Origin of the sequence: Cellulosimicrobium sp. ES-005 (genome assembly GCF_040448685.1) — a bacterium.
Classification (GTDB): domain Bacteria; phylum Actinomycetota; class Actinomycetes; order Actinomycetales; family Cellulomonadaceae; genus Cellulosimicrobium; species Cellulosimicrobium cellulans_G.
Genome location: NZ_CP159290.1, coordinates 2,657,362 through 2,670,907 on the forward strand (window position 1 = coordinate 2,657,362; position 13,546 = coordinate 2,670,907).

The window sequence follows — 13,546 nt, forward strand, 5'->3', positions numbered from 1 at the left end:
CGCCTTCCGTAGGGTTGCCTCACCTTACCTTCGTGCGGACACAGGACGGGACGTGACGCTGGTTACGATCGCTGCATGTCCGGGCCCGTGTTCGCCGGCGCCGTCGCCGGTCTCGTCGTGGGCGTGCTGCTCACCCTCGGGCTCGTGCTCGCGTGGCGGCTCGCGCGCGGGTCGCGCGAGCTCGGGAGCGACTCGGACCGCGCGACGTTCCGCACCCTGCACCTCGCGTCGCGTGCCGCGACGCACCTGCGGGGCGGGCTCGACGGCGACGACGTCGGGCGCGCGGCCCGCTCGCTGCGCCAGCTCCTCGGCGCGGACGCGCTCGCCGTCGTCACGGCCGAGGGCGCGGTCGCGCTCGACGGCAGCACGACGCTGGAGCCCGACGCGCGCCGGGTCGCCGAGCGGGTGCTCGCCACCGGTCGGCGGCACGTCGAGAGCCGGGACCACAAGGACGGCGACGAGGCGGGCGGCGACGTCGCGGACGCCGTCGGGGCGCCGGTCGTGACGGGCGGGCGCGTCGCGGGCGTCGTCGTCGCGTTCGCGGGCACGGTGCGCCCGCCGCTCGTGCGCGCGACGGGCGAGGTCGCGCAGTGGTGCTCGGCGCAGCTCGAGCTCGGCGAGCTCGAGGCCTCGCGCACCGCGCTCGCACAGGCCGAGCTGCGCGCGCTGCGCGCCCAGATCAGCCCCCACTTCGTCTACAACGCGCTCGGCGCCATCGCGTCGTTCATCAGCACGGACCCGGAACGGGCGCGCGACCTCGTGCTCGACTTCGCCGACTTCACGCGCTACTCGTTCCGCGGCCGCGGCGACTTCACGACCCTCGCCGACGAGCTGCGCTCCATCCACTCCTACGTCGAGCTGGAACGGGCCCGGTTCGGCGAGCGCCTCGCCGTGACCCTGCAGATCGCGCCCGAGTCCCTCACGGCCGTCATCCCCTTCCTGTCGGTGCAGCCGCTCGTCGAGAACGCGGTCCGGCACGGCCTCGAACCCCAGGAGCGGGGCGGGACGATCGTCATCACCGCGCGCGACGAGGGCACCCAGACGGAGATCACGGTGGAGGACGACGGCGTCGGCATGGACCCGGCCGTCGTGCGCGAGCTCCTCACGTCGCGCGGGAGCGAGCACGTGGGCCTGCGCAACGTCGACCGGCGCGTGCGCCAGCTCTACGGCGACGACCACGCGCTCGACATCGAGACCGCCCCCGGCTCCGGCACGCTCGTGCGCCTGCGCGTGCCCCGCTCCCAGCCCCTGCACGAGACGGAGGTGAGCGTGCCGTGACCGGCACCGACCCGGCCCCCGGCCCGGCGCCCCAGGACCCGGCCGCCGTCGGGCTGGACGTGCTCGTCGCCGACGACGAGCGGCCCGTGCTCGACGAGCTCGTCGCCCTGCTGCGGCGCGACCCGCGCGTGCGGACCGTGCTCGGCGTCGCGACCGGGTCGGAGGCGCTGCGCGAGCTCTCCTCGCGCACGGTCGACGCGGCGTTCCTCGACATCCACATGCCCGGGCTGACCGGCCTCGACCTGGCTCGCGCGCTCTCGCGGTTCGCCGACCGCCCCGCGGTCGTGTTCGTCACCGCGGACGAGGCCCGCGCGCTCGAGGCGTTCGACGTCGAGGCCGTCGACTACGTGCTCAAGCCCGTGCGCCGCGAGCGCCTGACGCGCGCCGTCGACCGGGTCGTGGAGCGCGTCGCGGACCGCGCCGGGCGAGGTGTCAGGGCCGGCGGCGTGCCCGACGGCGCAGGGTCGCCGCCCGCGAGCGCCGCCCCTCCCGCCGCGCCGGCCGCCCCGCCGCGCGAGGCCCCGGAGGACGAGACGCTCGTCGTGACGGTCGGGACGACGACGCGCCTCGTCCGCCGCAGCGCGGTGCGGTGGGTCCAGGCGCAGGGCGACTACTCGCGCCTCGTCACGGACACCGAGCAGTTCCTCGTGCGCGAGCCGCTGTCCGACCTCGAGGAGCGGTGGGCGCCCGCCGGGTTCCTGCGCGTCCACCGGTCGTACCTCGTGGACCGGGCCGCCGTGACCGCGGCGCGGTTCGGCGGGGCGCAGCCCGCGCTCGTCGTGGCGGGGCACGAGGTGCCGGTGAGCCGCCGCATGGTCCCGGCCGTGCGGGAGGCGCTGCTCGGTCCCCACCGGGGCCCGTCGTGAGCGGCCCGGACCCCTCGTCGGCCCCGCCCCCGCCCGACGACGGACGCGCTCCCGGTCGAGAGCCGCACCCCGGGGTGCATCCCCCGGCCCGGAGTGCGGCGCCCGACGGGCGTCGACCCGAGCGCGTGCGCGTCCGGTCGACCGATCCCCCGGCCGGCGTCGCGTCGGGCGGACCGTCGTCGGGCACACTCACGGTGTCCCCGCGTCGCCCCGAGGAGCCGGACGACGCCGCCGCGCACTACACGCGCGGCCTCGTCCGGGCGCAGCTCCGGCTCGGGCTCGCGTGCGTCGTCTCGTTCCTCGCGGTCGTCGCGCTGCTCACGGTGACGATGAGCGCGGTGCCCGCGCTGGACGCGGTGGCGGTCGCCGGCGTCCCGCTCCCGTGGCTCGTGCACGCGTACGGCTTCTACCCCGTGATCGTCGCGTTCGCCGTCGTGTTCGCCGTCGGGGCGGCGCGCAACGAGCGGCGGTACCGCGCGCTCGCGGAGGGATCGGGCGGGTCCGCCGAGGCCGGCCCGGACGAGGCAGGACCCGACGAGGCGGGCGCCGCGTGAGCGCGCTGCCCCTCGTCGCGATCGGGCTGCTGCTGCTCGCGACCGGCCTCATCGGGTTCTACGGCCTGCGCATCTCGCGCACCACGAGCGACTTCTTCGTCGCCTCGCGCACGGTGCGGCCGGTGTGGAACGCGTCGGCGATCAGCGGCGAGTACCTGTCCGCGGGCACGTTCCTCGGCCTCTCGGGGCTCGTGCTGCTCTCGGGCGCCGAGGCGTTCTGGTTCCCCGTCGGGTACGCGGCCGGCTACCTGCTCGTCCTGCTGTTCGTCGCGGGCCCGCTGCGCCGCAGCGGCGCCTACACGATCCCCGACTTCGTCCACGCCCGGCTCGACTCCGTCGTCGCGCGCCGCGTCACGAGCGTGCTCGTGCTCGTCATCGGGTGGCTGTACGTGGTGCCGCAGCTCCATGGCGCGGCGCTCGTCATCACGAGCGTCGCGCCCGTCCCGCCGTGGGTCGGGTCGGTGGGGATCGCGGTCGTCGTGAGCGCGGTCGTCGCGGCGGGCGGCATGCGCTCCATCACGTTCGTCCAGGCGTTCCAGTTCTGGGTCAAGCTCACGGCGCTCGCGCTGCCCCTCGTGTTCGTGCTCATGGCGCTGGGCGGGGCGTTCGAGCCCGGCGGCGCCACCGTCGTCTTCGACCCCGCGGCGGTCTTCCCCCACGACGCCGGTCCCGGCGGCCTCGACGCCTACGCGACGGTGTCTCTGCTGCTCGCGCTCCTGCTCGGCACGACCGGCCTGCCGCACGTCCTCGTGCGCTTCTACACGTCGCCCGACGGCGGCTCGGCCCGCCGCACGACCGTCGTCGTGCTCGTCATGATCAGCGTGTTCTACATGGTGTCGAGCACGCTCGGGCTCGTGGCGCGGGTCGTCGCGCCCGACCTCGCGGCGCCCGGCGTCGCCGACACCGTCGTGCTCACGCTGCCGACCCGCCTCGTCCCCGGCCTCGGGGGCGAGCTCCTCGCCGCGCTCGTCGTGGCCGGGGCCTTCGCGGCGTTCCTCGGCACGTCGTCCGGGCTCGTCGTGGCGCTCGCGGGCGTCGTGAGCCAGGACCTGTTCGGCGGGACCGTGCGGTCGTTCCGGTGGTCCGCGGTCGTGTGCACGCTCATCCCGCTCGCGTTCGCGCTCGTCACCATCCCGCAGGGGCTCGTGACGAGCGTCGGGACGGTGTTCGTGTTCGCCGCCTCCGCGCTGTCGCCCGTGATCCTGCTCGGCGTGTGGTGGCGCCGCCTCACCGCGCGCGGCGCGGTGGCGGGGATGATCGTGGGGTCCGTCCTGTGCGCGACGGCGCTGCTCGCCTCGTCCGCGCTCGTCGCCGCGGGCTACGGGACGGTCTCGTCAGGCGCGACGGCGGACGGCGTCCCCGGCGTCGTGCGCGCGCTGCTCGCCCAGCCCGCGGCCTGGACCATCCCGCTCGCGACCGCGACCGTCGTCGTCGTGTCGCTGCTCGACCGGCACGGCCCGCCGCTACGCACCGACCGGTTCCTGCAGCGCCTGCACGTGCGGGAGCGCCGCCGGCCGTGACCCCCGGCAGACAGGCAGGGTGAGGACGCGAGCACCGGAACACGTAGAAGGGCCGGGAATCTGTAGCGTGGAGGGCATGAAATTTGTAGCGTAAGAGTCCTGAAATCTGTAGCGTAGGAGGCCGACGAGCCTCCTGGTCGGTTCTCTACCGGGGCCGGGAGCACGCGAGCACCAGGGAGCCGATCAGTGATGGACTACCGCAGGCGCGTCATCGACGACGTGCTCGACGAGCTGGTCGCAGAGCTGCCGACGATCGAGCTCCACGGGCCGAAAGGCGTGGGGAAGACAGCCACCGCGCAACAACGCGCCCGCACGGTGATGCGCCTGGACGATCCTCGCGAACGTGAGTTGTTCGCCAGCGACCCGGCACGAATCCGCGCCGTAGAGCACCCGCTGCTCGTGGACGAGTGGCAGCGGGTCCCGGAGTCGTGGGACGTGGTTCGACGAGCGGTCGACGACGGCATCGGGACCTACCTGCTGACCGGCAGCTCCGTCCCCCTCGAAGCACCCGTCCACTCCGGGGCAGGCCGGTTCGTCACGTTTCGCATGCGTCCCATGAGCCTCCTGGAGCGAGGGTTTGCAGAACCCACCGTCAGCCTCGGCGACCTGCTGGACGGGTCTCGGCCCGAGATCACCGGGTCGTCGAGACGCGGCACACGTGACTACGTCGACGAGATCGTGCGTTCCGGGTTCCCGGACATCCACGCCCTCGCGCCGCGAGCCCGTCGGCACCGGCTCGAGGGATACGTGGACCTGATCGTCACGAGGGCGTTCCCCGAGCAAGGACTCGTCGTGCGTCGCCCGGGCGTCCTGCGCGCGTGGCTCACGGCCTATGCAGCCGCGACGTCGACGACTGCGACCTACCAACGGATCCTTGACGCCGCCACACCCGGCCTCTCCGAGAAGCCCGCTCGGAGCACCGTGACCGCGTACCGCGACGTGCTTGAACAGCTCTGGATGCTCGATCCCGTCGAAGCGTGGCTCCCAGGCAGGAATCACCTCACCCGGCTCGCGCGCGGACCCAAGCACCAGCTCGCGGACCCCGGTCTCGCCGCTCATCTGCTCGGTGCAGACCAGTCCGCGCTTCTCGGGGGCAGCGACGGCCCGGTCCCCAACCTGCGCGACGGGACCTTGCTCGGATCGCTGTTCGAGCACCTCGTCACTCTGGACGTCCAGGTCTATGCCGAACGGTCCGAAGCACGGGTACGTCACCTCCGGACGGCTGACGGCGCGCACGAGGTCGACATCATCGTCGAGCGTCCGGACGGCCGGGTCCTGGCGATCGAGGTCAAGCTCGCGACCACGGTCACCGACCACGACGTCCGGCACCTCGCATGGCTCCGCGACAGGATCGGCGCCGACCTCCTCGACGCGGCCGTCGTCACGCCCGGGCCCCACGCCTATCGGCGGCGGGACGGGATCGCCGTCGTACCGGCCGCGCTGCTGGGTCCTTGACCGTCACGATCGGTGACCTGGCGGGGGGGCGACGACCACGGCCCCCGACCTCGGCCTCGCGTGACGCCCGTCACGGCAGGAGCCAAGCGCCGTCTGAACACGTGACGGGGTGGGCCCGCACGTGGGAGGACGGGACATGGAACTGGCACGCTCGACGACGGCTGCGCTCCCGACGATCTGGGGGTACGCCACGCTCACCACGACGCGCCACCGAGCGCTGCCGTGCGCCACCACCCAGCGGGTGGACACCGTGCTGGCGCCCGTGCTCACGCCCGACGAGCTGGAGGACCTGCACGATCGTCTCGACGCCCGGCCTCGCAGGTGGTGGGGCCGTACCCCACTGCTCCTCGGCGCGAGCCGCTCGGCACGCCATGCCCTCTCGCACGCGATCGACGTCCGGACGACGACCGTGCTGCAGTGCCCACCGGACCACCCCGGTCACGGCTCTCCGGTGGCCCGCCTCCTGCGAACCATGGTCGTCGTGGAGGCCGCCCCGCTCACCGTGACGGGCGAGGCCCTCGCGCGCGAGCTGCTCTGGGCGGGCCTGTGTGCCGCACGCGTGGGCGAGACGGACAGCGTCCTCAGGGCCGCCGGTGCACTCCGCGGGCTGACCGCGGCGAACCGGCCGGACCTGCGCAGCCTCGCGGAGGACTCGTGAAGCCCTGCTCGGGCCGGTTCGGCCGTGTTCGCCCGATCTCATCCCACTCATCACCCTCGTCCGACCGGTCGCAACGAGCGCGGGCGACGTCTGATGTGGAGCGGGGGGTCGACCGGAGAGAGGCGGACGGGCGTGGATGACTTCGTGCACGAGATCGGGGCGTACGTGAACCGGGTGGAGCGCCTGCACTGGCGGCGTACCGGCCTGTTCAGCAGGACGGTCGTCGACGCTATCGTGCCGCTGTGCCAGGCCTACGCGGCCGGAGCGGACGCGGCCCTTCTCTACCTGGCCGTGCAGGACCTGTGCGCGACGCTCCGCGCGCTCGGCGTCCCACCGGGCTGCCGGGCGCGCGCTGCGGCGGCAGTGGCCGACGACCTCGATCTCGCACTGCTCGCGTGGCTTCCCCAGCCCGATCTCGGGGTACGAGACCCGCTGCTCGCGCGAGCCTTCCGCTCGGCCGAGCCGCTCGACCGAGACGACCTCGACCCCGTGCCCGCCACGGCCGTAGGAGCCGCCGCATGATCGCACGACGACGCGCGGCCGCGGGCCGCGACGAGGGCGAACGGCCGTCACTGCTCACCCCGGCCGAGGTGGCGGCTCTCTTCCGGGTCGACCCAAAGACCGTCACCCGCTGGGCCCAGGCGGGCAAGATCACGTCCGTCCGGACGCTCGGTGGCCACCGACGCTTCGACGCCGACGAGATCGAGCGCCTGATCGAATCCGCACGCACCGGCCGGACGAGCGAGACACCGTCGTGACGGGATCGCGACTCGGCACATGGCTCGCAGCCGCCGTCTGCGCGGCGGGTCTCTGCTGCGTCGCGGCCTCCCTGCTGCTCGCGCTGGGCAGCTGAAGAAGCTCAGAGGCCCTGCGGGGCCTCCCCAGCTTCACGGACGGCCGCGAGATGCGCGTCCGTCCCACCGCGCCCTGTCCGCGGGTTCGAGCGACGCCCGGTGGCTCCCTGCGTGACGGGGGCGCGGCACGCTACCGACAAGCTTCACCTGCCAGTTCACCCACGGTGGTCCGCCATGACCGTCCGCTTCACCAGTCTGTCTTCACAGAGAGGCACGCCTCGGGGGCCTCTGCGGACGAGGAGCAGACCATGACGCATCCCACGCTGTGGGACCAGCTCGAGGAGATGGCCGCCGGGAGTCCGCTCCCCCCACCCCCTCCGCACCATCGTCGCGCCGCCACCGGACCGGGCTCCGGGCGTGGTGCGGTGTCGTCGGTCGTGGGTGTTCTCGGGGAGCTGCTCATCACGCTCGGGATCGTGCTGGGCCTGTACGTGGTGTGGCAGCTGTGGTGGACGGACGTGCAGGCGGACCGGGTGCAGGCGCAGGTGTTGGAGGAGATGGGTGCGCCCACGCCGGACGCGGGCGACGTCGCGACGACCGTCCGGCGGGACGAGCCTCCGGTCATGGAGGCGCTGGCGCTGGGCGAGGTGTGGGGCACGCTGTACGTGCCGCGGTGGGACGGGAAGATGATGCCGATCGCGGAGGGGACGGACAAGCGGACGATCCTCGACCAGGGCCAGGCGGGCCACTACGCGGAGACGGTCATGCCGGGCGACGTCGGGAACTTCTCCCTCGCGGGCCACCGGCAGACGTACGGCAAGATCTTCCACGACGTGGAGGAGCTGCAGGTCGGCGACCCGATCGTCGTGGAGGCCGGTGGGATCTGGTACGTGTACCGGGTGGACCACCTGCAGGCGGTCAAGCCTGACCAGGTGGAGGCCGTGGCGCCCGTCCCGTGGCAGCCCGGCGTCGAGCCGACGGAGCGGTACCTCACCCTGACGACGTGCCACCCGATCGGGCTGAACTCGCTCGTGGCACGGTTCATCGTCAACGCGAAGCTGGACTACTGGATGCCGGTCGAGGACGGCACGCCGCCGGACCTGGTCGGCCAGACGGCTCCTGCCGCTGAAGGGAGCGCGTGATGTACGGGGCGCTGTGGCGCGTGCTGCCCGGGCCCGCGTGGGTCCGGGCGGGGATCCTGCTCGTCCTGCTGGCCGCCGTCGTGCTCGCGTGCTTCGAGTGGCTCTTCCCGCTCCTGTCGGAGTACATGCCGTTCAACGACCCCAACATCCAGACCGACGCCGCCGACTGAGCGGATCCGGCTTCTCGTGGCGGCTCCGAGCGCGTCGAGGACCGCGGCGCAAGCGGGGGGGCGTCCGTCCTTCACTGCTCGGGCAGCGGAACGCTCCCGAGAAGATCGTCGATCTCGAGCTCTACCGGCGCACCCCCGGCACCGGGCATCTCCGCCACGGGGTCGGCCACCACGACGTCGTACCCCTCCTCCCGGAGGACACGGCGGACCTGCGCGAGGTCTGCCTCCGGGAGGACCAGCCAGTCGGGATCCTCGAGCGGCGCACAGACCACCTGGTGATCGGCGTCCAACGTCGTGCGCAGCTCCTGGAGCCACTCCACGCGCACCGGGCAGTACCCGTCGTCTGCTGCGGCGTCGGCCTCCGTGTCCCACACGCTCGCGCTCAGCGGCATGACGACCACGGCCGTCCCCGCTGCCCAGATCGCCACGCTCTCCCGCACCGTCACGTGCTTCTCCTCAGGCACATTCCATCCACCCCTGTCCAACCGTTCCGTTCCGGAGGACGACTCGTGTCGCCTCCGTCCTCACGTGGCCCGACGTGTGATGGTGCCGCATCCCGGCACCGTCCCTCGCCCCGCCTCATGCACCCGCCGTTCGGCTCTCGTCCGACCCCCAACACCCTGACCAGCCTCGACACCGCACGAGAGCATCCCTGCCTCACCCCTTCCGGGCATGTTGAATCACCCTCTCGATCACCACCTCGATCCGCGACACGATGTGCACCGTCTCGCATCTCAGTGGGTGAAGTCACACACGACCTGCCTCGTCGGGGCGGCGGCGCGGCCACGACGAGCATCTGAGGACGGGGCACCACGGATGGACCTGAGCACTACCGACGAGCAGACGACGACCGGGCGCCGGTATGCACCGCGCCACCTCGACACGGGCGATACCGACACCGTGCTCTGCGAGCGTGCACGCGAGGGAGACCAGGAGGCGGTCGCCGAGCTCTGGCGCAGGCACTACCCGTACGCCCTGGTGGTCGCCCGCCGCTACACCCGCTCCCAGTGGGAAGCGGACGACCTCGCGGCGGAGGCCTTCACCCGCATCCTCATCCTCTTCCGACGCGGTCAGGGACCCGTCGAGTACGCACGGACCTACATCGCCCGGGCCGTGCGCAACGCCGCCACCGACCGTTCTCGACGCAAGACGCTCCCGACGGTGGAGATCGACGAGGCCGTCGACGTCCCCTCGGCCTACGACCTCGGTTCGCACGCGACGAGCTCGGTGGAGCTGGACGAGGCCGTGGAGGGCATGTCCGGCTGCTCGGAACGCCAGCGCTACGTCCTCTGGCAGGTCGCCATGGCCGGACGGACCGTGGCAGAGCTCGCGACCGAGCTCGACACGACTCCGAACGCCGTCTCCGCGCTCCTCGTCCGCGCTCGTGCGACGGTGCGTCGCACGATGGACGCGAACCGGGAGGCGCGCCGCACGGCCGCGCGACTGCGAGGCGCGGAGGCGGCCGGCCTCTGAGCCGGCACCAGCGCTATCCCGCGGGCGGCGGAGACGATCTGCCGCCCGCGTGACTCACCACCGTCCGATAGACCCGCAGTCTCTCCACCTGGAGCTCGGCGAACAGCGGCGCGTCGACCTCGTCCGCCGGCACCGCGAGGAGCCGCTCGAGGATCTCCCGCTGCGCCGCGTCGAGCTCGTCCAGGCGACGCCGGTCTGCCGAGGTGAGGAGAGGCCACGTCTCCGTGTAGGTAGGAAGGTCCGCCGTCATCGGTCGTTCTCCCGCGGGGACCCGCTGCGCACGACATCGAGCAGGTCGCCCGCCGTGTAGAGCGCGCGCCCGTCCGATGCTCGCAGGGTGCGCAACGCACCGCGTCGACCGAGCTCGACGAGGACGGTCTCGTCCACGCCGAACAGCCGGGACGCGGTCGAGGACGTCAGCAGACCGCAGTCCGGGTCGGCAGGATCGCTCGTCGCTCCCCAGAGCGTCATCGCGACCACTACCTACGAGACCAGGATCTCGGCGCGGTCCGCCGCCCCGGCATCGGTGGCCGCTCCACGCGCTGTGAGCATCGCTCGTAGCGCGATCACCGTACGCTCGGCCGCCCTACCGTCCCCGAACGGGTTCTCGGCACGAGCCATGCGGGCGTGGAACTGCTCGTTCGTGAGCAGCTCGCGCAACGTGCGCACGATGCGGTTCTGGTCCGTGCCGACGAGGACCGCGCCGCCGGCCTGGACGACCTCGGGCCGCTCCGTCGTGTCCCTCGTGACGATCACTGGCACGTCGACCGCCGGCGCCTCCTCCTGGATGCCACCCGAGTCCGTGACCACGACGGTCGAGCGCGCGAGCAGATGACAGAACGGCGCGTAGTCCATGGGCTCGGTCAGGTGGACGTTCGGCACCTCGGACAAGATCGGGACGACGACGTCTCGCACGAGCGGGTTGCGATGCATCGGGAGGACCACGAGAACGTCCGGGTAGAGGTTGGCGACGCGGACCAACGCCCCCGCGACCTCCCCGATCCCCGCACCCCACGACTCACGACGATGCGCAGTGACGAGCACAATACGGCGCCCCTGGGACACGGCCACATCGATCACCGGGTCGCCCGTCGAGCCCTGCCGCTCGACCGTACGCAGCAGGGCGTCGATCACGGTGTTGCCCGTGACGACGACCTTCTCGCGCGGCACGTTCTCGACGTAGAGGTTGTGGGCCGCAGCCTCGGTCGGGGCGCAGTGCAGTGCCGCGACCGACCCCACGAACTTTCGGTTTCCCTCTTCAGGGAACGGCGAGTACACGTCACCGGTCCGCAGGCCGGCCTCGACGTGCACGACCGGGATCTGGCGGTGGTACGCGGCGAGCGCCCCCGCGAAGGCGGTGCTCGTATCCCCCTGCACCACGACCGCGTCGACCGGGTGACGGTCCAGGTAAGCACCGAAACCCTGGAGAGCGCCGGCCACGACGTCGTCAAGCGACTGACCGTGCCGCAAGAGCCCCAGATCGTGGTCCGGAACGATCCCAAACAGGTCGTTCACCTGGTCGAGCATCTCGCGATGCTGACCCGACGTGACCACGACGGGCGTCAGATCACGAGACGCCCGCAACGCCGCCACCACGGGCGCCATCTTCACCGCCTCGGGCCTCGTCCCGTAGAGCACGGCGATCCTGCGCCGGCTGCCATCAGTGCTCATCGTCTTGCTCCTCGTCATCGTCCCGGAACGCCCCGTGCAGCGGGACAGACGAGAACGACCGAGCGCAATGACGGGGGGATGCCGTGCCGATACAGGCCGGGCTCGGTCGATGGGCTCACCCTGCGGTTCACACCGTCAGACCCACCCCCGACCCACCGTCTACCCCAGAGCAAGCCCAACCCGGTCACGGCACACACGCGCCCACAGACCGGCACACGGAAAGGGAAAAGACATGTCCTTTACCCCCCCCGCAGATAGGGGACTGAGAACAAGGGCGCGCCACTCCCTAGGACGCGCCGCCCGCGCCACCGCCGTAATCGGCCTGTGCGCCGGACTCACCCTCAGCAGCGCCACGCTCGCGAACGCGGCCCCGGCAACCGGCGAGGGAACCCAGTCCAACCTGCTCTACTCCGTCGACGGCGGGACCACCTGGACCGACACCGTCACCGCCGAGCGTGGCCAGCAGGTCCTGGCCCGCCTGTTCTACGACACCACCAAGGACACCCCGGTGACGGGCACGTCCCTGACCACCCAGATCCCCGACGGATTCACCTACGTCCCCGGCACCACCCGCAACGTCCTGGCCCCCGGCTCCGACGTCACCACCGGTACCGTCGGTGCCGAGACCAAGGCCACCGCCGTCACCGACTCCGTCTGGTCCGGCGACAACCTCCAGGTCTCCCCCTCGGCCGGGTTCAACGGCGAGTCCAACGCCTCCCAGACCGGCATCCTGCGCAACGGCACCAAGCGCTACCTCAACCTCCACGAGTGCCAGGTGCAGAACGGCCAGAACGCTGCGACGTACAACGTCACCACGCCCAGTTGGATCGGCGTCGGAACCAACACCTCCAACTCGGCAGACAGCTCGGCCTCATGCGAGGGCAGTCTCTCCGGCGGCTACTACGTTTCGGGGCAAAACGTGGAGCCGATCGACCTTCTCGGGAACCGGTACCTCAACTTGCACGAGTGCCAGGTCTCCAACGGGAGGGACTCGGTCACCTACAACGTCACCACCCCGAACTGGATCGGGATCGGGACCAGCGGTTCCAACAGCGCCGACATCACCCCCGCGTGCGAGAACAACCTCTCCGGCAACTATGTGATCCAGGGGCAGAACGTCCAAGCGCTGGACCTCGTCGGCAACCGGTACGTCAACCTGCACGAATGCCAGGTGTCCAACGGTTCGAACTCGGTCACGTACAACGTGACCACACCCAGCTGGATCGGCGTCGGCACCAACGCCTCCAACAGCGCCGACACCACCCCCGCGTGCGAGAACAACCTCTCCGGCGGCTACGTGATCCAGGGCCAGACCGTTCAGGCGCTGGATCTTCTAGATGCGGCGCGTGGTCAGGGGTTCATCGAGTTCGCCTTCACCTCCGAGGCACCTGAGCCCCCGGCATGCGAGCAGACCGTCACCGAGCCCGCGATCACCTCCACCCGTCAGGGTGTGCTCAACGGCACCGGGACCGGCACCCCGACCTCCACCGCCGCCATCACCCTGGCCGAGTACACCGCCACCGGGGACCCCTGCCCCGAAGAGCTGGCAGCGAACACCGACGAGTACACCACCGTGCAGGACACCACCCTGACCGGGAACGTCCTGGACAACGACGTCATCCCCGACGGATCCACCATCACCGTCACCGGCCCGGGCGCCGGCCCCTGGAACGGTGACCTCACCCTGAACGAGGACGGCACCTTCACCTACACCCCGGCCCCCGGGTACGTCGGCACCGACTCGTTCAGCTACACCATCACCGACCAGGACGGCAACACCTCCGTCGGCACCGTCAACATCACCATCACCGAGGACGAGAACGGCATCCCCCTCATCGCCCCCGGCGCCGCCGCCACCGCAGGCCTGCTCGGCCTGGCCGGCCTCGGCCTCGGCTACACCCGCCGCCGCGAGACCACGAACGAGGTGATCTGACCCCACCAACCGATCCACTTCCTGACAGCGGC

16 protein-coding genes are annotated in these 13,546 nt (G+C 71.9%); 12 read left to right on the forward strand and 4 right to left on the reverse strand.

Going from position 1 to position 13,546, the window contains the following annotated elements; genetic code table 11:
• Positions 1–75 precede the first annotated feature (75 nt).
• The 10 genes from ABRQ22_RS11665 (at position 76) to ABRQ22_RS11710 (ending at position 8,437) form a co-directional block, all read left to right on the forward strand.
• Positions 76–1,278: a histidine kinase gene (locus tag ABRQ22_RS11665; RefSeq protein WP_253054867.1), complete on the forward strand. Its 1,203-nt coding sequence runs from the start codon at positions 76–78 to the stop codon at positions 1,276–1,278.
• Entirely contained in the window at positions 1,275–2,144 is an 870-nt protein-coding gene (locus ABRQ22_RS11670) for a LytTR family DNA-binding domain-containing protein (protein WP_353706848.1), read from the forward strand. Before ABRQ22_RS11665 ends, ABRQ22_RS11670 begins: the two co-directional genes overlap by 4 nt.
• Before the next feature lie 194 nt (positions 2,145–2,338).
• Positions 2,339–2,698, forward strand: coding sequence for a heavy metal transporter (locus ABRQ22_RS11675; RefSeq protein WP_353706849.1), 360 nt, complete (start codon positions 2,339–2,341; stop codon positions 2,696–2,698).
• Positions 2,695–4,218 (forward strand): cation acetate symporter, encoded by a 1,524-nt coding sequence (locus ABRQ22_RS11680; protein WP_353706850.1) that lies wholly within the window; start codon positions 2,695–2,697, stop codon positions 4,216–4,218. Before ABRQ22_RS11675 ends, ABRQ22_RS11680 begins: the two co-directional genes overlap by 4 nt.
• A 189-nt stretch (positions 4,219–4,407) precedes the next feature.
• Entirely contained in the window at positions 4,408–5,673 is a 1,266-nt protein-coding gene (locus ABRQ22_RS11685; protein WP_253054875.1) for a DUF4143 domain-containing protein, read from the forward strand.
• Positions 5,674–5,809: 136 nt separating this feature from the next.
• Positions 5,810–6,331, forward strand: a complete 522-nt coding sequence (locus tag ABRQ22_RS11690) for a hypothetical protein (protein ID WP_253054877.1) — start codon at positions 5,810–5,812, stop codon at positions 6,329–6,331.
• Between the two features lie 132 nt (positions 6,332–6,463).
• On the forward strand, positions 6,464–6,853 hold the full coding sequence (locus ABRQ22_RS11695) for a hypothetical protein (RefSeq protein WP_353706851.1): 390 nt from the start codon (positions 6,464–6,466) through the stop codon (positions 6,851–6,853).
• Positions 6,850–7,089, forward strand: a complete 240-nt coding sequence (locus tag ABRQ22_RS11700; RefSeq protein ID WP_253054881.1) for a BldC family transcriptional regulator — start codon at positions 6,850–6,852, stop codon at positions 7,087–7,089. The genes ABRQ22_RS11695 and ABRQ22_RS11700 overlap by 4 nt, the downstream gene beginning before the upstream one ends.
• Positions 7,090–7,433: 344 nt before the next feature.
• A complete protein-coding gene (locus ABRQ22_RS11705; protein ID WP_353706852.1) occupies positions 7,434–8,267 on the forward strand; it encodes a class E sortase in 834 nt (277 codons plus the stop codon).
• Positions 8,267–8,437, forward strand: coding sequence for a hypothetical protein (locus ABRQ22_RS11710; RefSeq protein WP_353706853.1), 171 nt, complete (start codon positions 8,267–8,269; stop codon positions 8,435–8,437). Before ABRQ22_RS11705 ends, ABRQ22_RS11710 begins: the two co-directional genes overlap by 1 nt.
• A gap of 71 nt (positions 8,438–8,508) precedes the next feature.
• On the opposite strand, the gene ABRQ22_RS11715 is transcribed toward ABRQ22_RS11710, so the two are convergent.
• Positions 8,509–8,901 (reverse strand): hypothetical protein, encoded by a 393-nt coding sequence (locus ABRQ22_RS11715; protein ID WP_353706854.1) that lies wholly within the window; start codon positions 8,899–8,901, stop codon positions 8,509–8,511.
• 352 nt (positions 8,902–9,253) lie between these two features.
• Here ABRQ22_RS11715 and ABRQ22_RS11720 point away from each other — a divergent pair, with 352 nt between their 5' ends.
• A complete protein-coding gene (locus ABRQ22_RS11720; protein WP_253054889.1) occupies positions 9,254–9,910 on the forward strand; it encodes a sigma-70 family RNA polymerase sigma factor in 657 nt (218 codons plus the stop codon).
• 13 nt (positions 9,911–9,923) lie between these two features.
• Here the strand turns inward: ABRQ22_RS11720 and ABRQ22_RS11725 are convergent, their stop codons facing one another.
• The 3 genes from ABRQ22_RS11725 to wecB are packed head-to-tail and all read right to left on the reverse strand — an operon-like array spanning position 9,924 to position 11,581.
• Positions 9,924–10,160 (reverse strand): hypothetical protein, encoded by a 237-nt coding sequence (locus tag ABRQ22_RS11725; RefSeq protein WP_353706855.1) that lies wholly within the window; start codon positions 10,158–10,160, stop codon positions 9,924–9,926.
• Entirely contained in the window at positions 10,157–10,381 is a 225-nt protein-coding gene (locus tag ABRQ22_RS11730) for a hypothetical protein (protein ID WP_253054891.1), read from the reverse strand. The genes ABRQ22_RS11725 and ABRQ22_RS11730 overlap by 4 nt, the downstream gene beginning before the upstream one ends.
• Positions 10,382–10,393: 12 nt before the next feature.
• Positions 10,394–11,581: a UDP-N-acetylglucosamine 2-epimerase (non-hydrolyzing) gene (wecB, locus tag ABRQ22_RS11735; protein ID WP_353706856.1), complete on the reverse strand. Its 1,188-nt coding sequence runs from the start codon at positions 11,579–11,581 to the stop codon at positions 10,394–10,396.
• 232 nt (positions 11,582–11,813) lie between these two features.
• On the opposite strand from wecB, the gene ABRQ22_RS11740 reads away from it, so the two are divergent.
• Positions 11,814–13,514, forward strand: coding sequence for a cadherin-like domain-containing protein (locus ABRQ22_RS11740; RefSeq protein ID WP_353706857.1), 1,701 nt, complete (start codon positions 11,814–11,816; stop codon positions 13,512–13,514).
• The last annotated feature ends 32 nt before the right edge of the window (positions 13,515–13,546 follow it).